General features: G+C 62.2%; 15 protein-coding genes. 7 read left to right on the top strand and 8 right to left on the bottom strand.

Annotated features, from left to right (window positions below; translation table 11 throughout):
- Positions 1-191: 191 nt before the first annotated feature.
- Both ACO77H_RS07120 and ACO77H_RS07115 read right to left on the bottom strand, forming a co-directional pair.
- Positions 192-1,265 (bottom strand): AI-2E family transporter, encoded by a 1,074-nt coding sequence (locus tag ACO77H_RS07120; protein ID WP_169956987.1) that lies wholly within the window; start codon positions 1,263-1,265, stop codon positions 192-194.
- Between the two features lie 43 nt (positions 1,266-1,308).
- Positions 1,309-2,367: a DUF2066 domain-containing protein gene (locus tag ACO77H_RS07115; protein ID WP_432755195.1), complete on the bottom strand. Its 1,059-nt coding sequence runs from the start codon at positions 2,365-2,367 to the stop codon at positions 1,309-1,311.
- A gap of 358 nt (positions 2,368-2,725) precedes the next feature.
- Here ACO77H_RS07115 and purM point away from each other — a divergent pair, with 358 nt between their 5' ends.
- The 4 genes from purM (at position 2,726) to ACO77H_RS07095 (ending at position 5,712) form a co-directional block, all read left to right on the top strand.
- Complete coding sequence (gene purM / locus ACO77H_RS07110; RefSeq protein WP_169956985.1) at positions 2,726-3,784, top strand: phosphoribosylformylglycinamidine cyclo-ligase; 1,059 nt, start codon at positions 2,726-2,728, stop codon at positions 3,782-3,784.
- Positions 3,784-4,434 carry a phosphoribosylglycinamide formyltransferase gene (purN, locus tag ACO77H_RS07105; RefSeq protein WP_169956984.1) on the top strand — a complete coding sequence of 217 codons (651 nt, stop codon included), beginning with the start codon at positions 3,784-3,786 and terminating at the stop codon, positions 4,432-4,434. Before purM ends, purN begins: the two co-directional genes overlap by 1 nt.
- A gap of 8 nt (positions 4,435-4,442) precedes the next feature.
- Entirely contained in the window at positions 4,443-5,156 is a 714-nt protein-coding gene (locus ACO77H_RS07100) for a DUF3108 domain-containing protein (protein WP_169956983.1), read from the top strand.
- A gap of 367 nt (positions 5,157-5,523) precedes the next feature.
- Positions 5,524-5,712, top strand: coding sequence for a hypothetical protein (locus ACO77H_RS07095; protein WP_169956982.1), 189 nt, complete (start codon positions 5,524-5,526; stop codon positions 5,710-5,712).
- A 93-nt stretch (positions 5,713-5,805) separates the two neighbouring features.
- Here the strand turns inward: ACO77H_RS07095 and ACO77H_RS07090 are convergent, their stop codons facing one another.
- The 6 genes from ACO77H_RS07090 to ACO77H_RS07065 all read right to left on the bottom strand — a co-directional run bounded on the left by ACO77H_RS07090 (position 5,806) and on the right by ACO77H_RS07065 (position 21,548).
- On the bottom strand, positions 5,806-6,351 hold the full coding sequence (locus ACO77H_RS07090; RefSeq protein WP_076963006.1) for a DUF2058 domain-containing protein: 546 nt from the start codon (positions 6,349-6,351) through the stop codon (positions 5,806-5,808).
- A 25-nt stretch (positions 6,352-6,376) separates the two neighbouring features.
- Positions 6,377-7,210: a nucleoside triphosphate pyrophosphohydrolase gene (gene mazG, locus ACO77H_RS07085; RefSeq protein WP_169956981.1), complete on the bottom strand. Its 834-nt coding sequence runs from the start codon at positions 7,208-7,210 to the stop codon at positions 6,377-6,379.
- Between the two features lie 166 nt (positions 7,211-7,376).
- The gene (gene relA, locus ACO77H_RS07080) at positions 7,377-9,620 is read right to left on the bottom strand and encodes a GTP diphosphokinase (protein WP_169956980.1); all 2,244 of its coding nucleotides are present in this window, start codon (positions 9,618-9,620) and stop codon (positions 7,377-7,379) included.
- Positions 9,621-9,740: 120 nt separating this feature from the next.
- Positions 9,741-11,093, bottom strand: a complete 1,353-nt coding sequence (gene rlmD / locus ACO77H_RS07075) for a 23S rRNA (uracil(1939)-C(5))-methyltransferase RlmD (RefSeq protein WP_172313356.1) — start codon at positions 11,091-11,093, stop codon at positions 9,741-9,743.
- The gene (gene cysM, locus ACO77H_RS07070) at positions 11,093-11,995 is read right to left on the bottom strand and encodes a cysteine synthase CysM (RefSeq protein WP_169956978.1); all 903 of its coding nucleotides are present in this window, start codon (positions 11,993-11,995) and stop codon (positions 11,093-11,095) included. Before cysM ends, rlmD begins: the two co-directional genes overlap by 1 nt.
- Positions 11,996-12,188: 193 nt before the next feature.
- Entirely contained in the window at positions 12,189-21,548 is a 9,360-nt protein-coding gene (locus ACO77H_RS07065) for a retention module-containing protein (RefSeq protein ID WP_432755194.1), read from the bottom strand.
- 466 nt (positions 21,549-22,014) lie between these two features.
- Between ACO77H_RS07065 and ACO77H_RS07060 the strand changes: the two genes are divergently transcribed.
- From ACO77H_RS07060 to ACO77H_RS07050, 3 genes are read left to right on the top strand one after another with little or no spacing between them, the layout of a single operon-like run.
- Positions 22,015-23,373, top strand: coding sequence for a TolC family outer membrane protein (locus ACO77H_RS07060; RefSeq protein WP_169955621.1), 1,359 nt, complete (start codon positions 22,015-22,017; stop codon positions 23,371-23,373).
- Between the two features lie 22 nt (positions 23,374-23,395).
- On the top strand, positions 23,396-25,555 hold the full coding sequence (locus tag ACO77H_RS07055; RefSeq protein WP_169955620.1) for a type I secretion system permease/ATPase: 2,160 nt from the start codon (positions 23,396-23,398) through the stop codon (positions 25,553-25,555).
- A gap of 10 nt (positions 25,556-25,565) precedes the next feature.
- The gene (locus ACO77H_RS07050; RefSeq protein ID WP_169955619.1) at positions 25,566-26,921 is read left to right on the top strand and encodes an HlyD family type I secretion periplasmic adaptor subunit; all 1,356 of its coding nucleotides are present in this window, start codon (positions 25,566-25,568) and stop codon (positions 26,919-26,921) included.
- The last annotated feature ends 62 nt before the right edge of the window (positions 26,922-26,983 follow it).

Here is a 26,983-nt window from a genome sequence, read left to right as displayed (position 1 = left end):
CCGTTAGTGGCCTCTGTGAAAAGTTTGCAAAGTTTATACCCGTGACGCCGGGCGCACAATGCAACAGACCACAAGCAAAATCAAAGGTTTGCGTTAACTCATTGGATTTTTTGGAGATTGTTTGACGCGATGGCTAAATGCCAAGCCCTAGAGGCAACAAACCCGGCCTTGAGCCGGGTTTGTGATCAGCCTTACAACTGAGGGTCATCGGCGCCCGTATAGACGTCCGAATCCTTGTACACATCATGCACATGGCGCACCAGCACCATGATCACCGCCGCCACCGGCAGCGCCAGGAGGATGCCGGTAAAGCCAAACAGCTCGCCGCCCGCCAGGATCGCAAAGATCACGGCCACCGGATGCAGGCCGATGCGGTCGCCCACCAGCAACGGCGTCAGCACCATGCCTTCCAGGGCCTGGCCGACCATGAACACCGCGACAATCCCCAGCATCGGGTACAAGTCGCCGCCAAACTGGAACAGGCCGGCCACCAGCGCCGCGCCAATCCCGATGACAAAGCCCATGTACGGCACAATCGCCGCCAGGCCGGCGATCATGCCGATCAACAGGCCCAGTTCCAGGCCAATCGCCATTAGCCCGCCAGCGTAGATAATCCCCAGCGCGACCATCACCAACAACTGCCCGCGAACAAACGCACCCAGTACCTCATGGCACTCCCCGGCCAGGGACACGATGCGCTCCTCGCTATCACGGGGCAGCAGGCTGCGGATCTTGGCCATCATGATGTCCCAGTCACGCAGCAGGTAGAACGCCACCACCGGGATCAACACCAGGTTGGTCAGCCAACCGATCAGCGCCAGGCTGGAGGCCGTGGCTTGGCTGAGGATCACCCCGACGATATCGGTGGTCTGGCCCATATGCTCGCTGATCGCGGCCTTGACCTTGTCGAACTTCCAGAAGCCATCGGCCAGGCCGAGCTTGGACTGCGCCCACGGCATGGCCGTGTGTTGCAGCCAGTCGAGCATTTGCGGCGCCAATTCGTACAGGCGGATCATCTGCTTGGCCAGCATCGGCACCAGCACCAACAGCAGCGCCATGACGATCAGGGTAAACAGCGCAAATACCGCCACCACGCCCCAGGTGCGCGACAGGCCGAGTTTTTCCAGGCGATCGACCACCGGGTCGAACAGATAAGCCAGCAGCAAGGCGACCAGGAACGGCGTCAGGATCGAATGCAGCAAGAACACAAAGACGCACAGCAGGACAATCCCGCCAAGCCACACCCAACGACGCGTATCCGCCATAAACCACTCCATCTGTCAGTTGCTTCTATATAAGGAAGAACATTTACCAACGAAAACGCAGCTGCGGCTCGGGCTCGGCTTGTGGCACGGGTGCCGGTGAAGCGCCTTCAGCCACTGGCGCCGGCACAGGTTGTGGCGCGAGCGCCTCGCCGGCCGGCACTTCCTGCAGCTTGGCCAGGCTCAACTGGCTGCGCAGTTGCTCGCTGCTGCCATTGACCCGATAGACGATCCGGTCGCCATCCACTCGCTGCAACTGCGCACCAAAGGGCTCCAGCAGGTGACCGAGGGCGGCGTAGCGTTCCAGGGTCATGCCCTGCACTTGCAGCAACTGCTCGCTGGACACCCCGGCTTTTACCGCAAACCGTGGGGCAAGCCGCTCACTGACCGCCAGCAAGACGGCATCGGCCAAGGCCGCAGTGTCGGCGCCCTGTACGGTGCCCTGCTCGGCTTTGTCACCCAGCCACAGGCGCCACTTGGCTTGCCATTGGCCCGCGTCTTCACGGGCATGCACCGCCAGCAGCGCATCGGCGCCATAACGCTCGGAGGCCGAACGCAGGGGCGCGGGATCTGCGCTCTCAAGATTAGGCGCGGTGGCAACGATCTGTTCATCGAGGTCACCCAGCGGCAGGCGCAACGGCAAGCCCCGGTGCTGGGCCGCACGGCGCAGCGGCTCGGCAGCGGCCTGGCCATCACCCACCAGGCTGCTGCCTTCGGTGGAATCGCTGAGCCACCAGCCAAGGATCGATGGCCGATTGTTACCCCACAGCGCCAGGCCGGCATCACGCAGGGCGCGGTCGGTGCTGACCGGATCGAAATCCACTTGCAGGCTTTCCGGCGGACCGGCGTCGTAGCCGTACTGGCTGATGATCTGTTGCGGATCCTTGCGAATTGCCGCCAGGCCGGGGCCCTGGGCGGCCTTGGTGTCGCCGGTGAGGCGGATCACCAGGGTTTCCAGGGCGCGCTGGGTAGCTTGTGCGCGCTCCTCGGGCGCCTGGCTGCTGACCGGCTCCAGCACTTGATAAAGACCATTAACGGTTTCGGCATGACTGGCCAGGCTGACCAACGACAAACAGCCCACAAAAAAATATCTACTCAGACCCATGAAAAAAGATTCCCGAACGACAAAAAAGCGGCTGGAACAGGCCGCGTGAAGAAGGTTAAGCAAGGCTGTGACCACAGCGACCGGCAAAACATTCACAAGGCCCCGGTAAGTTTTCGTACTGTCATAACGATAGCGGGTTAAAGGCTATACCTTAATACAGGCGATCGCGGCGCCGATTAAGGTTTTTTTAGCACCATATGCCCCTGCCCGTCGGCCCGAGGATGGCCGCTGCCCCTCAAGCCTGATAAAATCGCGCGCCTTCGCAGACCGTCAACGGCTGGGCGTCCTGAAGTGTTCGACTTCCGTACCCCCACCGCATCGGTCGTTACCCCTGAATCCCCCCCTAAAGGCCTGGATCATGAGCAAGCAACCCTCCCTGAGCTACAAGGACGCCGGTGTAGACATCGACGCCGGTGAAGCATTGGTCGAACGCATCAAGAGCGTCGCCAAGCGCACTGCGCGCCCCGAAGTCATGGGTGGCCTGGGCGGTTTCGGCGCCCTCTGCGAGATCCCGGCCGGCTACAAGCAGCCTGTGCTGGTCTCCGGCACCGACGGCGTGGGCACCAAGCTGCGCCTGGCGCTGAACCTGAACAAGCACGACACCATCGGCATCGACCTGGTGGCCATGTGCGTCAACGACCTGGTGGTATGCGGTGCCGAGCCGCTGTTCTTCCTCGACTACTACGCCACCGGCAAACTGAACGTGGAAACCGCTGCACAAGTGGTCACCGGTATCGGCGCTGGCTGCGAACTGTCGGGTTGCTCCCTGGTCGGCGGCGAAACCGCTGAAATGCCGGGCATGTACGAAGGCGAAGACTACGACTTGGCCGGCTTCTGCGTCGGCGTCGTGGAAAAAGCCGAGATCATCGACGGCTCCAAGGTAGCTGCCGGTGACGCCCTGCTGGCCCTGCCATCGTCCGGCCCGCACTCCAACGGCTACTCGCTGATCCGCAAGATCATCGAAGTGTCCGGCGCCGACATCGAGAACACCCAGCTCGATGGCAAGCCTTTGACCGACCTGCTGATGGCCCCGACCCGCATCTACGTCAAGCCGTTGCTCAAGCTGATCAAGGACACTGGCGCAGTCAAGGCCATGGCCCACATCACCGGTGGCGGCCTGCTGGACAACATCCCGCGCGTGCTGCCAAAAGGCGCCCAGGCCATCGTCGACGTGGCCAGCTGGCAGCGCCCGGCGGTCTTCGACTGGCTGCAAGAGAAAGGCAACGTCAACGAAACCGAAATGCACCGCGTGCTGAACTGCGGCGTGGGCATGGTCATCTGCGTGGCGCAAGAACACGTGGAAAGCGCGCTGAACGTACTGCGTGAAGCCGGCGAGCAGCCATGGGTGATCGGCCAGATCGCCACCGCTGCCGAAGGCGCTGCCCAGGTTGAACTGAAGAACCTCAAGGCTCACTGATGCCAGCAACCTGTGATGTCGTGGTGCTGCTCTCCGGCACCGGCAGTAACTTGCAGGCCCTGATCGACAGCACGCGCGCCGGCGACAGCCCGGTGCGCATCGCTGCGGTGATTTCCAACCGCAGCGACGCCTACGGCCTGCAACGCGCCCAGGACGCGGGTATCGATACCCGCTCCCTGGATCACAAGGCGTTCGAAGGTCGCGAGGCCTTCGATGCAGCCTTGATCGAGCTGATCGACGCCTTCAACCCCAAACTCGTGGTGCTCGCCGGCTTCATGCGCATTCTCAGCGCTGATTTCGTGCGCCATTACCAGGGGCGCCTGCTGAATATCCACCCTTCCCTGCTGCCCAAATACAAAGGGTTACACACTCACCAGCGGGCCCTTGAGGCCGGCGATACAGAGCACGGCTGCAGCGTGCACTTTGTCACCGAGGAACTCGATGGCGGGCCACTGGTCGTACAGGCAGTAGTTCCGGTAGAGTCTGCGGACTCAGCGCAGAGCCTTGCGCAACGGGTTCACACCCAGGAACACAGGATTTACCCGCTGGCGGTTCGCTGGTTTGCCGAAGGACGCTTGGTTCTCGGTGAACAGGGTGCATTGTTGGACGGCCAGTTACTTGCGGCCAGCGGCCACTTGATTCGTACCTAGGAGATTTTATGCGTCGCGCCCTGCTCTTCGCTTTTGCTCTGCTTGCCCTGCCTACCGTGCACGCGGCAGATCTTCAGCCTTTCTCCGCCAGCTATACCGCCGACTGGAAGCAGTTGCCCATGAGCGGTACTGCGGAACGCAGCCTGGAAAAAACCGCCGACGGTACCTGGAAGCTCAGCTTCAAGGCCTCGATGATGATCGCCAGCCTGACCGAAACAAGTACCTTGACCCTGGACAAGGATACTTTGCTGCCACAGTCCTACCACTTTGAACGAGGTGGGCTGGGTAAAGCCAAGAAAGCCGACCTGGACTTCGACTGGACCGCCAAGATGGTCACCGGTACCGATCGCGGCGATGCAGTGAAGATCCCGCTGAACCGTGGCATGGTCGACAAATCCACTTACCAGTTGGCCCTGCAGCATGACGTGGCCGCCGGCAAGAAAACCATGAGCTACCAGGTGGTGGATGACGGCGAAGTCGACACCTATGACTTCCGCGTGCTGGGTGCCGAGAAAGTCGACACCAAGGCCGGCAAGATCGACGCCATCAAGGTTGAACGCGTGCGCGACCCGACGCAAAGCAAGCGCACCACCGTGATGTGGTTTGCCAAGGATTGGGACTACCTGCTGGTTCGCCTGCAGCAAGTCGAAACCGACGGCAAGGAATACAACATCATGCTGTTGGACGGCACGGTCAATGGCAAGGCTGTGAAAGGCATCTGATCGTTGATGGGTTGAAAGAGCCTCGCTAAATGCGGGGCTTTTTTTCGCCTGGAGTTTGTGGTGAGGCGACTGGCGCTATCTATCGCAGGCAAGCCAGCTCCCACAGGTGAGCGCATTCCAAGCTGGCTTGCCTGCGATAGCGGTGGGATGCCCGGCACACGGCCAAAGCCTCACTCAAACATGAAACTTTTGTCATAAAACCCCGCCCCCTGCGACGCAATGTCGCGGTTTACGTGGCCTGGAGCATTGTTGCGTTTGCTGCAATGAATTGTTGCGCGCAAAGTCAGTTTACTTAGCAAGCTAACAAAATATATAACAAAGGCCTGCGACGCCTTGCCGCAGATCAACCAGAGACTGGAGCAAGCAGATGACAGTAAAAGTAACGGAACGCGACGATGCCCATATGTCCCACGAGGCCCTGGCCCACGGGATTCATATCTGGGATGTGCATCAACAAGACCTGCTGGTAGGTATGTTTCACAACGAGTCCGACGCCCATAACTATAAAAACGAGCTCGAAACCCTCGAAATGAGACGCCAGGCATCTAGCTCCTGAATAACTGAAATCCCATAGCCACCCGGCCCACGCAGCCGCAGTGCCTATAAACACAAACCCCGCCTTTTGAGCGGGGTTTGTTGTCTTAACGCCTTACCACATCAGATCGTCAGGGATCTGGTAGGCGGCATACGGATCATCTTCATCCGGCACCTGAGCCTCGGTGAGGATGTTCATCTGTACGATACGCTCCGGTGCGCGCTCCTGGATTTTCAGCGCGGCCTCCCGCGGGATCACTTCGTAGCCGCCGCCGTGATGGACAATCGCCAACGAGCCGTTGCTCAGCTTGTTGCGCATCAACGTGTTGACCGACAGGCGCTTGACCTTCTTGTCGTCAACGAAGTTGTAGTAGTCCTCGGTGGTCAACTTGGGCAGGCGCGAGGTCTCGATCAATTGCTTGACCTGCGCGGCACGGGCCTTGGCCTCGACCTTTTCCTGCTGCTGGCGGTTGAGCTCCTGGTCGCGCTTGACCTTCTCGGCCTGCGCTTCCAGGGCCAGGCGCTGCTGGGTGTCATCGGCCTGGGCCTGGCCTTTGTGAACCAGGCGCTGCTGCTTCTGCTTGTCTTTGCCGACCTGCTTGGCCTGCTTCTGATTGACCAGGCCTGCTTTGAGCAACTGGTCGCGAAGGGAAATGCTCATGGTGCTTACTCACTTAGGCAACTGCTCAACCGCAGTTGGACACATTCTTTTCCTGGCGTTTGGCTTCGCCCCATAGGGCGTCCAACTCTTCGAGGGTGCAATCTTCCATGGGACGGTGGGTGTCGCGCAATGCCTGTTCGATAAATCGGAATCGCCTTTCGAATTTGGCATTGGCACCGCGCAGGGCGGTTTCCGGGTCCACCTTGAGGTGCCGCGCCAGGTTGACCGCCGCAAACAGCAGGTCACCGACTTCATCGGCAATCGCTGCCGGGTCGTTGTCGGCCATGGCTTGGAGCACTTCATCGAGCTCTTCACGTACGTTATCCACCACCGGCAACGCCGCCGGCCAGTCGAAGCCGACCTGGCTCGCGCGCTTTTGCAATTTGGCCGCGCGGGACAGGGATGGCAAGGCGGTAGGCACATCATCGAGCAGGGACAGTTGCTGCGGGGCGTCGGATTTTTCTGCGCGCTCCTCGGCCTTGATTTGCTCCCAGCGCGCCTTGACCTGCTCTTCGTTTAACTGAGGAATATCCAGCGGCGCATACAGGTCACCGGTGGGGAACACATGGGGATGGCGGCGAATCAGCTTGCGGGTGATGCTGTCGACCACGCCGGCAAACTCGAAGCGCCCTTCTTCCCGGGCCAACTGGCTGTAATACACCACCTGGAACAACAGGTCGCCCAGCTCGCCTTGCAGATGATCAAAATCCCCGCGCTCAATGGCGTCGGCGACTTCGTAGGCTTCTTCCAGGGTGTGGGGCACGATACTGGCGTAGGTTTGCTTGATGTCCCACGGGCAACCGTATTGCGGGTCGCGCAGGCGGTTCATCAGGTGTAGCAGGTCTTCAAGTGAATACATCGTTCTCTATCCGATCAAGTGGGAAAACCACCGAGCAAATGTGGGAGCCGGGCTTGCCCGCGATGCAGGCACCTCGGTATCGGGTAGACCGAGGCGCCTGCATCGCAGGCAAGCCAGCTCCTACACAAGCCCGCTCCCACATTTCAGGCCGCACTCATCCAGCGACTCATGGCGTGCGGTTACGCCGGGTCTCGATGATGTTCGGCAACTGGGAAATACGCCCCAGCAGCCGCCCCAACGCGTCCAGCCCCGGAATCTCGATGGTCAGGGACATCAACGCAGTGTTGTCCTCCTTGTTCGAGCGGGTGTTGACCGCCAGTACGTTGATCCGCTCGTTGAGCAGCACTTGCGAGACGTCACGCAGCAACCCCGAACGGTCGTAGGCGCGGATGATGATGTCCACCGGGTAGGTGAGCACCGGCACCGGACCCCAGCTGACCTGGATGATCCGCTCCGGCTCGCGCCCGCCCAGTTGCAACACCGAGGCACAATCCTGGCGGTGAATGCTCACCCCACGGCCCTGGGTGATGTAGCCGACGATCGCGTCGCCCGGCAACGGCTGGCAGCAGCCGGCCATCTGGGTCATCAGGTTGCCCACGCCCTGGATCTGGATATCGCCGCGCTTGCCCGGCTTGTAGCCCGTGGCCTTGCGCGGAATCAGCTCCAGTTGCTCGCTGCCGCGCTCCGGTTCCACCAACTGCTGGGCCAGGTTGACCAGTTGCGCCAGGCGCAAGTCGCCGGCGCCCAGGGCGGCGAACATATCCTCGGCAATCTTCATGTTGGCTTTTTCGGCCAACTTGTCGAAATCCACCTGGGGCAGGCCCAGGCGTCCCAGTTCGCGTTCGAGCAGGGTCTTGCCGGCGGCGACGTTCTGGTCCCGCGCCTGCAGCTTGAACCAGTGGACAATCTTCGCCCGCGCCCGCGATGTGGTGATGTAGCCCAGGTTCGGGTTCAGCCAGTCGCGGCTCGGCGTGCCGTGCTTGCTGGTGATGATCTCGACCTGTTCACCGGTCTGCAGGCTGTAGTTGAGCGGCACGATGCGCCCGTTGATCTTGGCGCCACGGCAGTTGTGGCCGATCTCGGTGTGCACGCGATAGGCGAAGTCCAGCGGCGTCGCGCCCTTGGGCAGGTCGATGGCGTGGCCGTCGGGGGTGAAGATGTAGACCCGGTCAGGCTCGATATCCACCCGCAACTGCTCGGCCAGGCCGCCGATATCACCCAGTTCTTCGTGCCATTCGAGCACTTGGCGCAGCCAGGAGATTTTCTCTTCGTACTGGTTGGAGCCCGCCTTGACGTCGGTGCCCTTGTAGCGCCAGTGCGCGCAAACCCCCAGCTCGGCTTCCTCGTGCATGGCGTGGGTGCGGATCTGCACTTCCAGCACCTTGCCCTCGGGGCCGATCACCGCGGTGTGCAGCGAGCGGTAGCCGTTTTCCTTGGGGTTGGCGATGTAGTCGTCGAATTCCTTGGGAATGTGCCGCCACAGGGTGTGGACGATGCCCAGCGCGGTGTAGCAATCGCGCATTTCCGGCACCAGCACACGCACGGCGCGCACGTCGTAGATCTGGCTGAAGGCCAGGCCCTTGCGCTGCATTTTGCGCCAGATCGAATAGATGTGCTTGGCGCGACCACTGATATCGGCCTCGACACCGGTGGCCTGCAACTCCGAGCGCAACTGGCCCATCACATCGCTGATAAAGCGCTCACGGTCCAGCCGCCGCTCATGCAGCAGGGTGGCGATCTGTTTGTATTGATCGGGTTCGAGGTAGCGGAAGGACAAGTCCTCCAGCTCCCACTTGATATGGCCGATCCCCAGGCGGTGGGCCAGGGGCGCGTAGATATCGAACACCTCGCGGGCGACGCGGTTGCGCTTTTCGTCATCCGCGGTTTTCACCGCACGGATCGCGCAGGTGCGTTCGGCCAGCTTGATCAGGGCGACGCGCACGTCGTCGACCATCGCCACCAGCATCTTGCGCAGGTTTTCTACCTGGCCCTGGGTGCCCAGCACCATCGACTGGCGCGGGCTGAGGCTGGCGCTGATCGCGGCCATGCGCAGCACGCCATCGATCAGCTTGGCCACCACCGCGCCGAAACGCTGGCTGACCAAGGGCAACGCGATATGCCCTTCGCGCACGCCGCGATAGAGCACCGCGGCGATCAGCGAATCCTGATCCAGCTTGAGGTCGGCGAGGATCTCGGCGATTTCAAGCCCGGTACGAAAACTGGAGGTTCCTTCGGCCCAAAGATTCTTGGCCGCATTGTCTTGCTGTTCAGCCTCGCGAGCGAACTCGCAGGCGGCTTTCAAGGCTTCACGGTCCAGTGCCGGATCGACACTGATGGCATGATCCAGCCATGCCTCGAGATTGATACTGCCGTCGGTGTTGATCGGCTGGTGTGCTCTCACCTGTACCATCTTGCTTACCTTCCCTACGACGCGCCTGTAGCGCGTCAAAATCGCTGACCCTTGTACCGCGAACTCCCTGGCAGGTCACAGGCCCTGGAGAACGCAGGCCAGTCGGACTAAGCGAGCATCCTAGCTCGCTTCAAATAACGCCATCGCCTCGACATGCGCGGTTTGCGGAAACATATCGAGGATCCCGGCACGTTTTAGCCGGTAGCCTTGCTTGACCAACTCGACAGTGTCCCGCGCCAGCGTGGCTGGATTGCAGGACACATACACCAGGCGATCAGCCCCCAGAGTGGCGAGCTTGCGCACAACCTCCAGGGCACCATCGCGGGGTGGGTCCAAGAGTACCGCACAAAAGCCTGCTTTGGCCCATTGCGCATCACTCAAAGGCTGGGACAAATCGGCCTGAAAAAACTGCACATTATGCAAATTATTGCTACCTGCGTTGAGGGCTGCGCGGTCCACCATGGCCTGCACGCCCTCTACCGCCACCACTTCACGCACTTGGCGGGCCAGGGGCAAGGCAAAGTTGCCAAGGCCGCAGAACAGGTCCAGCACCCGTTCGTCGGAACGCGGGGCCAACCAATCCAGCGCCTGGGCCACCATCGCCTCGTTGACCCCGGCATTGACCTGCACAAAATCCCCCGGCCGGTACGCCAGCTCCAGGTCCCACTGCTCCAGACGATAGCCCAGGGCCGCCCCGGCCGCGAACGGCTGCGGCTCGCCCTCGCCATGCAGCCACAACTGGGCGTCATGGAACCCGCAGAATTCTTGCAGCACCAGCAGGTCAGCGTCGGACAACGGCGCCATATGCCGCAGCAACACGGCAATCGACGAGCCGCTGAACAGTTCCACATGCCCCAGGGCCTGAGGTTTGCTCAGGCGCCGCAACATGTTGGGCAGGCGCTGCATGATCGGTTGCAAGGCCTGTACCAGCACCGGGCAATCATCGATGGCGACGATGTCCTGGCTGGCCACGGCGCGAAAACCCACGTCCAGGCGCTTGGCCTTGGCATCCCAACGCACGGCGACCCGCGCCCGGCGGCGATAGCCGAACTCGGGGCCGCTCAACGGCGCTGCCCACTCCTGGGGCTCGACCCCGGCAACACGGGACAATTGCTCGGCGAGCATGCGCTGTTTCAGGGCAAGCTGTTCGGCATGGGGCAGGTGTTGCAGGCTGCAACCGCCACAACGGCCAGCATGCACGCACGGCGCCGGGCGGCGCAGTTCGCTGGCCTGGAACACCCGCTCGGTGCGGGCCTCGACCACTTTGCCATGGGCACCGAGCACCCGCGCCTCGACCTCTTCGCCGGCCAGGGCGCCCACCACAAACCAGGTGCGACCTTCGAAAAACACGATCCCCCGGCCATCATTGGCCAGGCGCTCAATGGTCAGGCGTTGTTTCTTGCCGACCGGGATTTGGGGCGCCCGGCTGCCGCCCGTGGGCTGGAAGCGCAGGCCTCGCTCTTGCTTGGCCATCAGTTGGGCGCGTCGAAAATGCCGGTCGACAGGTAACGGTCGCCTCGGTCACAGATGATCGCGACGATCACCGCGTTTTCCAGTTCTGCAGACAGGCGCAACATGCCGGCCACGGCGCCACCGGAGGACACGCCGCAGAAGATGCCTTCTTCACGGGCCAGGCGACGGGTGGTGTCTTCGGCTTCGCGCTGGGCCATGTCGATGATGCGATCGACGCGGGCAGCGTTGTAGATCTTGGGCAGATACTCTTCGGGCCAACGACGGATCCCCGGGATCGCCGCGCCTTCCATCGGTTGCAGGCCAACGATCTGGATCGCCGGGTTCTGCTCCTTGAGGTAGCGCGAGTTGCCCATGATGGTGCCGGTGGTGCCCATGGAGCTGACGAAATGGGTGATGGTGCCCTGGGTCTGGCGCCAGATCTCCGGGCCGGTGCTGGTGTAGTGCGCCTCGGGGTTGTCACCGTTGGCGAACTGGTCCAACACCTGGCCACGGCCTTCGGCGGCCATGCGCTCGGCAAGATCACGCGCGCCTTCCATGCCCTCTTCCGGGGTCACCAGTACCAACTCGGCGCCATAGGCGGTCATCGCCGCCTTGCGCTCGGCGCTGCCGTTGTCGGGCATGATCAGGATCATTTTGTAGCCTTTGATCGCCGCGGCCATGGCCAGGGCAATCCCGGTATTACCGGAAGTGGCTTCGATCAGGGTGTCGCCGGGCTTGATCTGCCCGCGCTGCTCGGCACGGGCGATCATCGACAGCGCCGGGCGGTCCTTGACCGAGCCCGCCGGGTTATTCCCCTCGAGCTTGAGCAGCAAGGTATTGCTGGTGTTACCCGCCATGCGCTGCAAGCGGACCAAAGGTGTGTTGCCGACGCAATCGGCGATGGTTGGGTATTGCAGGGTCATGGCGTATTCGCAATCCAGACTGCGGGGGCGCCTATCATACCGGCAAACGCTGGCGGGCCATATCACGCAAAGTATGGTGCTTATAACTCAATGCGCTAACAGCGCCAAAAACGCCTGTCGGCGATGGCGACCTATTGATCGCCATCGTCGGCAAGCCGGCTGCTGCACAGTGTTTTGCGTTGCAAGGATCCGCTCAGACCGTATCCACCTTCAACGAATGGTCATTCAACATCCCGTTGATGATCGTCGCGGTATCCGCGCCACCCGCAATCAGCCCGCCCGCGCCCGGTGTCACACCGTATTGGGTCGCCAGGTTGACCCCGGCCAGGTCGATGGTCTGGGTCGGCGTGGCACCGGCCACGGCGCTGATGTCGATGGTGGTCAACAACGTGGCCCCACTGCCCGTGACCTTGAAGTGCAGGTAGTCATCCAGGGACGCCGCCGTCGCATTCTCCCCTTGCAACAATTGCGAGAGGTCCAGCTTGTCGGTGCCCACGCCAAAGTCGGTGATGACATCGTGCCCGCTGTTGCCCGTCAGGTACTGGAACGTATCGGCACCAGGGCCACCGGTCAGGGTGTTGTTGCCCGGGCCGCCGATCAGGATGTCATCGCCACCCTCGCCCTTGAGGGTGTCATTGCCCAGCCCGCCGGAGATCAGGTTGTTGTTGCCGTTGCCAGTGAGGAAGTCATTGAAGTTGGAACCCACCAGGTTTTCCAGGGCCATCAATGTATCGGTCCCGGCCCCGCCGGTGATTTGCGCGCTCGCCAGGCCAAGGTTGACGGTCACGCCTGCCGTGGCGTGGGCATAGCTGACCGTATCGATGCCCGCCCCGCCATCGAGCAGGTCGTTGCCGATGCCACTGAACAGCAGGTCATTGCCATTGCCGCCGTGCATCTCGTTGTTGCCGTTACCAGCGCTCAGCACATCGTTGCCGTCGCCGCCATTGAGGATGTTGTTGCCCGCTCCGGCCAGGATGATGTCATCGCCGCTGGTCCCGTTGAGGGTGGTGCCGGCCTGGTAGCTGATGTCCACGGCAGCGCTGTCACTGCCGCCGTGGTTATCGCTGACCGAGTAGTTACCGTGGTAGTCCGGCGTGTAGTCCTGGGCGCCGGAGTAGTTGATCTTCATGTTCAACTGGTAGTTTTCGGCGCTATTGACCCCGCTGCCTGTCGGGTTAGTGACGTTGGTGATATGGATCTGATAGGTGCTGTCCATCGCTGCAGCAGGCAAGGTCGTGCCATCGGGAATGACAGTCTCGGGTCCGCCATTGATCGAGTACGCCATGATGACGTTACCGCTCGCCAGGTTGTGATCCAGGTTGAGGGTTTCACCCGCCTTGAGGCTGACCGTAATGCGGTCTTCGGCATTACTGTTGCCGACCGCGCCGAGGTTACCGCTGACCACGAGTAAAGCGGTCATGGCCGCCGAGTCGCGGGCAAAGGAGGTACGCACATCCGCCAGGGTCGTGCTGCTGGGGTTGATGAACGATCGGCTCCCCGACCCGGTAAAGCTGACGCCCTTGGTGGCCACCCAGCCGGTTGGAAAACTGGTAGGGATAGCCGTCAGGGTGTCATGGTTGGCATCGCTGTCATTGGCCAGCAGCAACTCGGCAGGCACCACGATATTGCCCGACAGGATATTGGTGATCACATGGTCGTCACCGGCCACCGGCGCCACGTTGGGGTTGACCTTGACCACCAGGCTGGAACTCGCCAGGTCGCCGTCGTTGTCGCTGACGATCACCCCAAAGGTTTCGGTGACCAGCGAGCCGGTCAGCTTGGGCGGTGTGTAGCGGAACTCGCCGTTGTCCATGTCCACTATCAGCGTGCCGCCCTGGTTGGTGGTGATGGTGACGCTGTTGCTGACGGTGTCGAACGTGCCATGCCCGCCCGGCAGGTTGGCGCTCATCGAGCCCCCCGCCGCGGGGTTGTAGGTATAGGTGATGCCGTCCACCGTGAGGGATTTGACGAAGCCACCATCGGCGCCGAACGTGCCGTCCGTCAGCAGGCTGCCGGTGACTGGCGCGCCCTGTACCGTGCCGGCCAGCACTGCATCCAGGCCCGCCAGGTTGGCCACCACCACCGCATTGGTGTTGGTGTGGGTGCTGCCGTCGTACGCCACCGGGTCCAGGTAAATGCTGTTGACGCCGGCCCCCAGGCCGATGGCATAGGCCTTGATGCCGTTGGCATCGAGGAAGGCGCGCCATACACCTTCTTCAGTGGCGTCGATCCCATCACCGTATTCCGGGTTGACCACGTTGCCGGGGTTGTTCGGGTTATTGGTGTTGGACGTGGTGGGGTTACCGTCCGAGAAGAAATACGCCACGTTCTGCGCACCTTCCAGCTTGCCGGCAGTGCCGTAGGCGGTCTGCGCGGTGCCGAGGGCCGAATCGTAGTTAGTGCCGTTGAACGCGGTGAGGCCGTTGACCAAGGACTTGGCCGTGGCGACGCTGACCCACTGGCTGCTCAATTGCTGGGAGCTGTCATTGAAGGTCACGATCTGCACCTTCACATCACCCATCTCGTCATAGCGGTTGAGCAACTCGACGATGGAGGCCTTGGCCAGGTCGAGCCGCGAACCACCGGCCCCGGACGGGTCGTTCATGCTGCCGGAAATATCGATGATCAGCAGCAGGTTGGAATCTACCTCCGTGGCCGTGACCTCACGTGCGCTGGACACCACTTTGGGCACGTCATCGACGATGCTCACCACGATGCTGCTGGTGGTGGAGTTGCCCAGTTGGTCGGTGGCCTTGTAGGTGAAAGTCTCGGTCAGCACATTCGGCCCATCGTTGCTGTTGGGCAAAGTCTTGGGAGCCGACGTCAGGGTGTAGGTGTAGGTGCCGTTGGGGTTGAGCAGGATCTGCCCATAGCTGCCCGTTGCGCTGCCCACCAGGCTGAAACTCAACGGGCCACTGCCGCCAGTGGCCGACCCCACCAGGGTGCCGCTGGCGGTTTCGCTGGTGGCGGTCGGGTCGCTGCCGACCACGGTGCCGGGCGCCAGGTCCTGGCCGTCGAGGTTCAAGTCCAGGGCTTTCTCGTAGACCGTGACGTCGCCGTCGACTGTCGCCACCAGGCCGCTGTCGGCCACCGTAATGGTCAGGGTCGTGGTGCTCAAGTCACCGTCGCCATCGCGCACGGTATACACGAAGGTATCCACGGCTCCCGGCGGGCTCACCGAGTTGGGGTTGCTGTGGTACACGGCATTGCCGTTCGCATCCAGGGTCAGGTAACCGAAGTTGCCGTTGATATTCACGCCCAGGCCACCACTGGCCGGGGTGCCGGTATTGCTCCCCGCCCGCACCCCGACCACCGCGCCGGCCAACGTGGGGCTATCGGCGCCGCCGACGTCATTGCCCAGCACATTGGCGCTGACCACACCGCCTTCTGCCACCGAGCGCACGTCAGGGTTGGCGGTGGGCAGGTCGTCGATGATGTTGATATCGATCGTGCCCGTGGCCGTATTGGTGTCGTAATCGCTGGCCGTGACCGTGATGTGCTCGGGCAGGCTGTTGTCACCGCTGGCATTGGGGTGCATTTCATTGTCGAGCAGGGTGTAGCGGTAGCTGACCACCCCGGTGTTGGGGTCGTAGCCGACCACCGTAAAATTGTTGCCCAGCAGGGTGCCTTCCGACAGCGGGAAGGTGGCTACGACGCCGTTGGTCACCACGTTCAGGCCGCCGACCGTGAGGTTCTTCAAACCGTCCAGGGCCGTCACGGTGAAGGTACCGGTCTGGGTCAGCAAGGGGGTGTTGGGGCTGGAACCATCGATCAGGTTTTTTTCAAAGACGGTCAACTCACCGCCGGTGAGGTCCAGGCCGGTCAGCACCACCGGATCGTTGTTGTTATGCACCTGTAGCACCAGTTTGGCGGTGCTGGTATCGCCATCGCTGTCGTTCAACTGATAAGTGAAGGTCTCGGTGCCGTTCCCCCCACCGTGAAGGGCGACGAATTGTGGGTCGGTCTTGTCGAGGGTGTAGGTGTAGCTGCCATCGGCAAACAGTTGCAGGGTGCCGTAGGTGCCGACGATGGTGTTTGGCGTAACCGGGCCGGTGGCGATGCGGTCGGCGCCTTGTACGTCGTTACCGAGAACACTGCCGCTGAGGATGAGCTGGCTTTCGGAGGCGACACCCGCGGGATTGTCGTCGACAGCTTTTGGCACGTCGTCGACCACTTTGACGTCCAGGGAGCCATTGGCGCTGCTGTTGTTGCTGTCGGTCGCAACCACCGCAAACGACTCACTGATGCTATTGGTGCCCGCTCCGGTTGGGTGGCTATCGGTGCCGTTGAGGGTGTAGCTGTAGCTGATCACCCCGGTGCTGGCGTTGTAGCCGGTGATGGTCAGGGTGTTGCCAAAGCCGGTGGGTTCCGACTGCGGGAACGTCGCCGCGACGCCGTTGGTGACGACGTTGATGCCGCCAACGGTGAGGTTTTTCAGGCCGTCCAATGCCGTCACGGTGAAAGTGCCGGATTGGGTCAACGCAGGCCCGTCGATAGCACTGCCCAACGGCAGGTTTTTCTCGTAGACCGTGACTTCGCCGCCGGTGACGTCTAAGCCGGTTAGCACCACCGGGTCGTCGTTGTTATGCACCTGCAACACCAGGTTCGCGGTGCTGGTATCGCCGTCGCTGTCGTTCAGTTGGTAGGTGAAGGTTTCAGTGCCACTGCCACCGCCATTTAGGGCCATGAACTGCGGGTCAGTCTTGTCGAGGGTGTAGATGTAGCTGCCATCGGCGAACAGTTGCAGGGTGCCGTAGGTGCCAACGATGGTGTTGGGCGTAACCGGGCCGGTGGCGATGCGGTCGGCGCCTTGTACGTCATTGCCCAGCACGCTGCCGCTCAGGGTCAGCAGGCTTTCGGAAGCGATACCCGCCGGATTGTCGTCGACCGCTTTTGGCACATCGTCGACCACATTGACGTCCAGTGAACCGTTGGCGCTGCTGTTGTTACTGTCGGTCGCAACCACCGCAAACGACTCACTGATGCTATTGGTGCCCGCTCCGGTTGGGTGGCTATCGGTGCCGTTGAGGGTATAGCTGTAGCTGATCACCCCGGTGCTGGCGTTGTAGCCGGTGATGGTCAGGGTGTTGCCGAAGCCGGTGGGTTCCGATTGTGGGAACGTCACGGCAACACCGTTGGTGACGACGCTAATGCCGCCCACAGTGAGGTTTTTCAGGCCGTCCAATGCCGTCACGGTGAAGGTGCCGGACTGGGTCAACGCAGGCCCGTCGATAGCACTGCCCAGCGGCAGGTTTTTCTCGTAGACCGTGACTTCGCCGCCGGTGACGTCTAAGCCGGTCAGCACCACCGGGTCGTCGTTGTTATGCACCTGTAGCACCAGCTTGGCGGTGCTGGTATCACCGTCGCTGTCGTTCAGTTGATAGGTGAAGGTTTCAGTGCCGCTGCCACCGCCATTCAGGGCCATGAACTGCGGGTCAGTCTTGTCGAGGGTGTAGATGTAGCTGCCATCGGCGAACAGTTGCAGGGTGCCGTAGGTGCCGACGATGGTGTTTGGCGTAACCGGGCCGGTGGTGATGCGGTCGGCGCCTTGTACGTCATTGCCCAGCACGCTGCCGCTCAGGGTCAGCAGGCTCTCGGAGGCGATACCTGCGGGGTTGTCGTCGACGGCTTTGGGCACATCGTCGACCACATTGACGTCCAGTGAACCATTGGCGCTGCTGTTGTTACTGTCAGTGGCAACCACCGCAAACGACTCACTGATGCTATTGGTGCCCGCTCCGGTTGGGTGGCTATCGGTGCCGTTGAGGGTGTAGCTGTAGCTGATCACCCCAGTGCTGGCGTTGTAGCCGGTGATGGTCAGGGTGTTGCCGAAGCCGGTGGGTTCCGACTGCGGGAACGTCGCCGCGACGCCGTTGGTGACGACGTTGATGCCGCCAACGGTGAGGTTTTTCAGGCCGTCCAATGCCGTCACGGTGAAAGTGCCGGATTGGGTCAACGCAGGCCCGTCGATAGCACTGCCCAACGGCAGGTTTTTCTCGTAGACCGTGACTTCGCCGCCGGTGACGTTCAGGCCAGTCAGCACTACCGGATCGTCGTTGTTATGCACCTGCAACACCAGGTTCGCGGTGCTGGTATCGCCGTCGCTGTCGTTCAGTTGGTAGGTGAACGTTTCAGTGCCACTGCCACCGCCATTCAGGGCCATGAACTGCGGGTCAGTCTTGTCGAGGGTGTAGGTGTAACTGCCGTCGGCGAACAGCTGCAGGGTGCCGTAGGTGCCAACGATGGTGTTTGGCGTAACCGGGCCGGTGGCGATGCGGTCGGCGCCTTGCACGTCATTGCCCAGCACGCTGCCGCTCAGGGTCAGCAGGCTCTCGGAGGCGATACCAGCCGGATTGTCGTCGACGGCTTTTGGCACATCGTCGACCACATTGACGTCCAGGGAGCCATTGGCACTGCTGTTGTTGCTGTCGGTCGCAACCACCGCAAACGACTCACTGATGCTATTGGTGCCCGCTCCGGTTGGGTGGCTATCGGTGCCGTTGAGGGTGTAGCTGTAGCTGATCACCCCAGTGCTGGCGTTGTAGCCGGTGATGGTCAGGGTGTTGCCAAAGCCGGTGGGTTCCGACTGCGGGAACGTCGCCGCGACACCGTTAGTGACGACGCTAATGCCGCCCACAGTGAGGTTTTTCAGGCCATCCAACGCCGTCACGGTGAAGGTGCCGGATTGGGTCAGCGCAGGCCCGTCAATAGCACTGCCCAGCGGCAGGTTTTTCTCGTAGACCGTGACTTCGCCGCCGGTGACGTCTAAGCCGGTCAGCACCACCGGGTCGTCGTTGTTATGCACTTGCAGCACCAGGTTCGCGGTGCTGGTATCGCCGTCGCTGTCGTTCAGTTGGTAGGTGAAGGTTTCAGTGCCGCTACCACCGCCATTCAGGGCCATGAACTGCGGGTCAGTCTTGTCGAGGGTGTAGATGTAGCTGCCATCGGCGAACAGTTGCAGGGTGCCGTAGGTGCCGACGATGGTATTTGGCGTGACGGGGCCGGTAGCGATGCGGTCGGCGCCTTGTACGTCATTGCCCAGCACGCTACCGCTCAGGGTCAGCAGGCTCTCGGAGGCGATACCTGCGGGGTTGTCGTCGACGGCTTTTGGCACATCGTCGACCACATTCACGTCCAGTGAACCGTTGGCGCTGCTGTTGTTACTGTCAGTGGCAACCACCGCAAACGACTCACTGATGCTGTTAGTTCCAGCGCCCGTTGGGTGGCTATCGGTGCCGTTGAGGGTGTAGCTGTAGCTGATCACCCCGGTGCTGGCGTTGTAACCGGTGATGGTCAGGGTGTTGCCGAAGCCGGTGGGTTCCGACTGCGGGAACGTCGCGGCGACACCGTTAGTGACGACGCTAATGCCGCCCACAGTGAGGTTTTTCAAGCCGTCCAATGCCGTCACGGTGAAGGTGCCGGACTGAGTCAAAGCAGGCCCATCGATAGCACTGCCCAACGGCAGGTTTTTCTCGTAGACCGTGACCTCCCCGCCATTCACCTCGAGTCCCATCAACACCACCGGGTCGTCGTTGTTATGCACCTGCAACACCAGGTTCGCGGTGCTGGTATCGCCATCGGCATCCGTCAAGGTGTAGGTAAACGTCTCCGTCCCATTGCCGCCACCGTGCAACCCCAGGAAGTCGCTGTCGGCCGGGTTCAGCGTGTACACATAAGTGCCATTCGCCGCCAACTCCAGCGTGCCGTAGAGCCCCGTGAAGGAGCCCGGCGTCACCGGCCCGGACGCGACCCGATCAGCGCCTTGCACGTCATTGGTCAATACCGTGCCGCTCAGGGTCAGCAGGCTTTCGGAGGCCACTTGTGCATTGCTGTCATCGGCAGCTGTCGGTACATCGTCCACCACACTCACGTGCAGGGTGCCGGTGGCGGTGCTGTTGTTGGTGTCATTGGCGATAACGCTGAAGCTCTCGGTCAGCTCATTCACCCCTCCCGCCGACGGGTGCGCCTCGGTGCCGGTCAGGGTGTAGCTGTAGCTGATCACCCCGGTGGCCGGGTCAAACCCGGTGATGGTCAGGGTATTGCCCAGGCCGGTGGCGATCGATTGCGGGAAGCCGGCGGCGACACCACCGGACACCACGTTGATACCGCCCACGGACAGGTTCTGCAAACCGTCCACGGCCGATACGGTCAGGCTGCCGGTGCGGGTCAGCGCGCCAGCGTCGGGGCTGCTGCCATCCACCAGGTTTTTTTCGTAAAGGGTCAGGTCAGCGCCATTCACGCTGATGCCGCCGATCACCACCGGGTCGTCGTTGTTGTGCACTTGCAGCACCAGGTTGGCGGTGCTGCTGTCGCCATCGGCGTCGGTCAGGGTGTAGGTGAAGGTTTCCGTGCCATTACCGCCGCCCTGCAGCGCGACAAAATCAGGGTCGGCGCTGTTCAACGTGTAGGTGTAGCTGCCATCGGCCGCCAGCACCAAAGTGCCATATTGACCGGTGAACGTACCGCCCGTGATCGGGCCACTGGCGACTCGGTCGGCGCCCTGGGTGTCGTTGTCCAGGACGTTGCCGCTGAGGGTCAACAGGCTTTCCGAAGCACTGCCCTCATGGCTGTCATCCAGCGCCTTGGGCACGTCATCGACAATGGTGATATCCAGCGAGCCGGTGGCGGTGTCGTTATCGCTGTCGGTGGCCACTACCGCAAATTGCTCGCCCAGGCTGTTGGTGCCGCCACCTGACGGATGGGCCTCGTTGCCGGTCAAGGTGTAGCTGTAGCTGATCACCCCGGTGGCCGCGTTATAACCGGTGATGCTCAGGGTATTGCCCAGCCCGGTGGTGATAGTTTGCGGAAAGCTGCTGGCCACCCCGCCGCTGACCACACTGATGCCGCCCACCGTCAGGCTTTGCAGGCCGTCGGGCGCTGTGACGCTGAAGGTGCCGCTTTGCACCAGCGCCGCCGGGTTGCTGGCCGAGCCTTGGGCAAGATTGGCCTCGTTGAGCGTCAACTCGCCGCCCTCGACCTCCAGCCCACCCAGGCTCACCGGGTTGTCGGGAGGCACCACCACAGGCTGGCCGTTGCCGGTGTCCGGCTGGCCGGCGACCTGGAACAACGGAAACTCGGGAATCCCACCAAACCCTGCCGTAGGAAAGCCGATGACCGGCTCCACGCGCCCGGCGACTTCGGTCAACAGCACAAAGGAGTGCCCGCCGCCCAACTCACCCGCCGCCGTGCTGCCGGTTTGCCCGGCAGCCGTGGCTTCAGCGGTCTGGGTCGGGTCGTCACCGGCGGCGATGGCTTTTTGCAACTGCTGCACATCGGTCAACTGCGCCTGGCTCGGCGCAAGGTCTTCGGAGGCGTGAATCTGCGGCGCCTGGCCAGCCAGCAATTGCGGGGAAAGGCCCAGGCTGCTGTCGCGCCCCAGGGTCAGCTCATGGCCGTTGGTCAGTTGCACCGCCACCGCACCGGCCGCGCCGGTCTGCAGTTGCTCGCCGGCAAACAGTCGGTCGCCTTCGACCAGGCTTCGGCGGCTGCCATCTCCCGCCACCGCGAAGACTTCACCAACCACCTTGCTGACAACACCGATTAACTTGGCCATGTGCTTATCTCCCTGTCCGACCCCAGTAGTCGGCACCTCGGTTACGTGCACAAGCGCAGTGGATCGGGTGGCCCGCAGGTGGCACAAAACTGATTCAAATCAGCCGCCAACCAGCGTTTTGACCTACCTGCAGAGAGCCTTCCAAGGGAACAAGTGACAAAAAACCGTCACCCTGAAATTCCCTTTTTTCCGCTACCCCATCATCCGCTTGCACTTGCGATTGAACTTTCCAAGAGCCTCAAAACGCGCCGAAGCGCACATAACTCAAGGCTTGTGCTTTGAACAATGTCTTGCTTCGCGCAGAACGCATAAGTTTTTTTGGACATAACCATTATGAGAAATCCTTCTTAGGTCCTCCCGCAAATGTTCTTAGCTCTGTTGTTACAAGCCTGAGACGGTTTGACCCCTTAAATTCGTCAAATAAATGGCGACAGACCAGCAACATTGATACACAGGAGAGGTACCCATGCGCGTCTTTACCCCCCTCTGCAGCGCGATTCTGATCGCCATGGCCTGCACCAACACCCAAGCGATGTCGCTGACCCAAGCGATCCAAAGCACGCTGGACACTCACCCGGAACTCAATGCCAGCCGTAATAGCCGGCTGTCGGCTGATGAAGATGTGAAAGTCGCCAAGGGCGGTTTCTACCCCAGCCTCGACCTCAACGCCGCCTACGGCCGCGGTTACAGCGACAACAGCACCACCCGCGCCCGTGGCGGCAACCACCACACCGAGACCGACAACTACACCCAGTCGGAACTGCGCCTGCGTCAGATGCTGTTCGACGGTTTCAACACCTCCAACGAAGTGCAGCGCACCGGGGCGGTGGTCAACTCCCGCGCCTATTACACCCGGGGCACCGCCGAAAGCCTGGCCCTGCGCACCGTCGAGGTGTACCTGGAAGTGCTCAAGCGCCGCGACCTGCTGACACTGGCCAAGAACAACCTGCAGGCGCACCTGCGGGTCACCGACCAGATTGGCCTGCGCACCGAGCGCGGCATCGGCAGTACCGCTGACCGCGATCAGTCCACCGCCCGCCGGGCCCTGGCAGACAACAACTACCAAACCGCCCTGGTCGACCTGCAAGACGCCGAATCGAACTTCTACAGCGTGGTCGGGCGCATGCCGGACGAACTGGAAAGCCCGGCCTCGATCAAGGGCGAACTGCCCAGCGACCAACTCGGCGCCCGGCGCAGCATGCTGGAGAACAACCCCTATCTGAAATCGGCCCAGTCCGACGTGATGGCCGCCGAGAGCCAGTACGAAGTGGCCAAGTCGCCGTTCTACCCACGCTTCGATGCCGAGGCGGCGGTGGGTGCCAATAACAATGTGCAGGGCGACCTGGGCCACGACAACGAATGGCGGGTGGGCGTGGTGATGAACTACAACCTGTTCCGTGGCGGCAGCGACAAGGCCCGCCTGGCGTCGGACTCGCACAAGATCAACCAGGCCATGGACATCCGCAACAACGCCCTGCGCATGCTCAACGAGAACCTCAACCTGGCCTGGCATGCCATGGACAACGCGCGCATCCAGACCCCCACCGCCCGCGAATACGCCGAAACCACCCAGCGCGTACGCGCGGCCTACCAGGACCAGTTCGGCTTGGGCCAACGCACCCTGCTGGACCTGTTGGACAGTGAAAACGAGCTGTACAACGCCAATCGGCGCTACACCGAAGTGCGCTACACCGAAGAGTTCTCCATGTACCGCGTGCTGGCCAACATGGGCGAGTTGCTGAACAAGGAGCGCGTGGTGGTGCCGGCCGAAGCCATTGCCCAGTCGGAAGTCAGAAGCGAAGCCCACCTGCCTGACCTGAAGTAGCCAACACGTGGAGCAGATCGCCGTGAGCCAGATGGAACCGCTGAACCCGGGTGTCGACCCGCGCCAGAGCTTTGATGACCCGTTGCTCGACGGCCTGCTGATCCTGTGCAAGCTGCACGGCTGTACCGTCAGCCGCTCCAGCCTGAGCGCCGGCCTGCCCTTGGCAGAGCAACGCCTGAGCCTGGACTTGCTGCCACGGGCGGCGGCCCGGGCCAGCTTGCAGGCGCGGGTATTGCGCCGGGACTTGAAGGCCATCTCGGCGTTGAACCTGCCAGTGCTGTTGCTGCTCAAAGAAGGCCGCTGCGCGGTGCTGCGGCGCTGGGGCGAGGATGGCCAGGCGCTGATCCTGCCCAGCGAAGCCGAGGGCGGCGAACAGTGGGTCAGCCGCGAGGAGCTCGAGGCGGCCTACAGCGGCCAGGCCCTGTTCGCCCGGCCCCGGCACGAGATCGAAGACCTGCGCGCGCCGCTGGTGCCACGGGTCGAGGCGTGGTTTCGCGACACCCTGAAGCTGTCGCGCTGGCTGTACAGCGATGCGATCCTCGCCAGTTTGCTGATCAACCTGCTGGGCCTGATGGTGCCGCTGTTCGTCATGCAGACCTACGACCGCGTGGTGCCGAACCAGGCCACCTCGACCTTGTGGGTGCTGGTGATCGGCCTGCTGATCGGCACGGGCTTCGAGCTGGTGCTGCGAGTGGTACGCGCCCATCTGCTGGACACCGCCGGCAAAAAGACCGATGTGATTCTTTCCGCCACCCTGTTCGAGCGCATCACCGGCATGTCGATGAAAGCGCGCCCCGCGACCATCGGCGGTTTTGCCCAGAGCATCCATGACTTCCAGGGCCTGCGCGAATTCCTCACCGCCGTGACCCTCACCAGCCTGATCGACCTGCCTTTCGCCGTGCTGATGCTGGTGGTGATCGGCCTGCTCGGCGGCTGGCTGGTGATCATCCCGTTGTGTGCGTTCCCGCTGACCATCGGCTTTGCGATGCTGATCCAGGCGCGCCTGCGCGACACCGTGCAAAAAAGCCTGAGCCTGGGCGCCGAACGCCAGGCGCTGTTGATCGAAACCCTCAGCGGCCTGGAAACCCTCAAGGCCTGCAGCGCCGAAAGCGAGCGCCAGCACCAGTGGGAAAGCACCCACGGCGCCCTCACCCGCCTCGACAGCCACGCGCGCAACCTCTCGGCGCTGGCCACCAATGGCACGCTGTTCATCCAGCAGTTTTCCGGGATGGCCACGATTGTCGCCGGGGTCTACAGCATCATCGCCGGCAGCCTCAGCGTCGGCGCGCTGGTGGCCACCTACATGCTCGGCAGCCGGGTACTGGCGCCGCTGGGGCAGATCGCCGGGTTGATCACCCGCTACCAGCAGGCGCAGTTGACCATGCGCAGCACCGACGCGCTGATGGCCCTGCCCCAGGAGCGCGACCCGCAGCAGCGCCCACTGGAACGCACGCAACTGAGCGGCGCCCTGGAAGTCAGCCAGGTCACCTTCCGCTACGCCGGGCAAAATGCCCCGGCCCTGAGCCAGGTCAGTTTCCAGCTCAAGGCCGGCGAACGCGTGGGGATTATCGGCCGCAGCGGCTCGGGCAAAAGCACCCTGGGCCGCCTGGTGATGGGTTTTTACGCGCCAGAAGAAGGCCAGTTGCTGCTCGATGGCCTCGACCTGCGCCAATTGGATGTGGCCGACCTGCGCCAGCAAGTCGGCTATGTGGCCCATGACCTGCCGCTGTTGGCCGGCAGCCTGCGCGACAACCTGACCCTGGGCGCGCGCTACATCAGCGATGCGCGGATGCTCGAAGTGGCCGAATTGACCGGTGTCAGCGAACTGGCCCGCCAGCACCCTCAAGGCTTCGACCGGCCGGTGGGCGAGCGCGGGCAGTTGCTGTCCGGCGGCCAGCGCCAGGCGGTGTTGCTGGCCCGCGCGCTGCTGCTCGACCCGCCGATCCTGCTGCTGGACGAACCCACCAGCGCCATGGACAACAGCAGCGAAGAAACTCTGCGCCAGCGCCTGGAACTGTGGGTCAAGGGCAAGACGTTGCTCTTGGTCACACACCGCACCTCGATGCTCAGCCTGGTCGACCGCCTGATCGTGCTGGACAACGGCCGCATCGTTGCCGATGGTCCCAAAGAAAGTGTGATCGATGCTCTGCGCAAGGGCCGTGTCGGCTCGGCCGCCGTCTAGGAGCCCCACCATGTCAGCCACTCCCACGTCACCGGGCTATTTCAAGAGTTTTGGCAAAACCGCCGACAGCGAATTCATGCCCGAACTGGCGGGCGCTGCGCTGCAGGACTCGCCGCGCCGCTCACGGATTATCGTGTGGCTGACCGCCGGCCTGATCATCTGCGCCCTGCTATGGGCCAACTTTGCCGTACTCGATGAAGTAACCATGGGCGAAGGCAAGGCCATCCCGTCGAGCAAGGTGCAAGTGATCCAGAACCTGGAGGGTGGCATCGTCACCCAGATTTATGTGCGTGAAGGGCAGATGGTGGACAAGGGCGACAAACTGCTGCAACTGGACGACACGCGGTTCCGCTCGAACAAGGGCGAAAGCGAAGTCGACCGGTATGCCCTCACCGCCCAGGTCGAGCGCCTGTCGGCCGAGGCCGAGGGGCGGCCGTTCAAATTGTCCGATGAAGTGATCGCCAAGGCCCCGCAAGTGGCCGAAGACGAACGTTCACTGTTCGAACAACGCCAGCGCCGCTTGAGCAGCGAGCAACGGACCTTGAGTGAACAACTGCGGCAGAAAACCCAGGAACTGGCGGAGTTTCGCTCCAAGCAGGGCCAATTCAGCTCCAGCCTGGCGCTGTTGCAACAAGAGATGAACATGTCGGCGCCCCTGGTGGGCACCGGTGCGGTATCGCCGGTGGAAATCCTGCGCCTCAAACGTAGCGCCGTGGAGATCCGCGGTTCGCTGAACGCCACCACCCTGGCGATCCCCCGGGCGGAATCGGCGATCAATGAGATCAAGAGCAAAATCGACGAATCGGTACAGACTTTCCGCTCGGAAGCCGCCAAGGAACTCAACGAAAAACGCACCGACCTGTCAAAAATCACCGCCACCAGCATCGCCATCGATGACCGCGTCAGCCGCACCACCGTGGTCTCGCCGGTGCATGGGGTGATCAAGCAATTGAAGGTCAACACCATCGGCGGCGTCGTCCAGCCAGGCAGCGACATGGTGGAAATCGTCCCGCTGGAAGACAACCTGCTGATCGAGGCCAAGGTGCGGCCCCAGGACGTGGCGTTCTTGCATCCGGGGCAGAAGGCGATGGTCAAGTTCAGTGCCTATGACTACACCATCTACGGCGGGCTGGCGGCGAAACTGGAACTGATCGGCGCCGATACGATTACCGACGACAAGGGCAACAGCTTCTACCTGATCCAGGTGCGCACCGATAAGAACCATCTGGGTGGGGAGAAAAAACCGCTGCTGATCATCCCGGGGATGGTGGCGACGGTAGACATCATTACCGGGGAGAAAAGCGTGCTGGATTACTTACTCAAGCCGGTGTTGAAGGCGCGCACGGAGGCGATGCGCGAGCGTTAGCGGTGTTTGGGTGGGCGCCATCGCCGGCAAGCCGGCTCCTACACTGACCGCGCATGTCTTGA

It is taken from the genome of Pseudomonas sp. WMBT8, assembly GCF_050916005.1.
In the GTDB taxonomy this organism is placed as follows: Bacteria; Pseudomonadota; Gammaproteobacteria; order Pseudomonadales; family Pseudomonadaceae; genus Aquipseudomonas.
The sequence above is the reverse complement of the archived record's forward strand: the minus strand, read 5'-3'. Positions and strand labels throughout refer to the sequence as shown.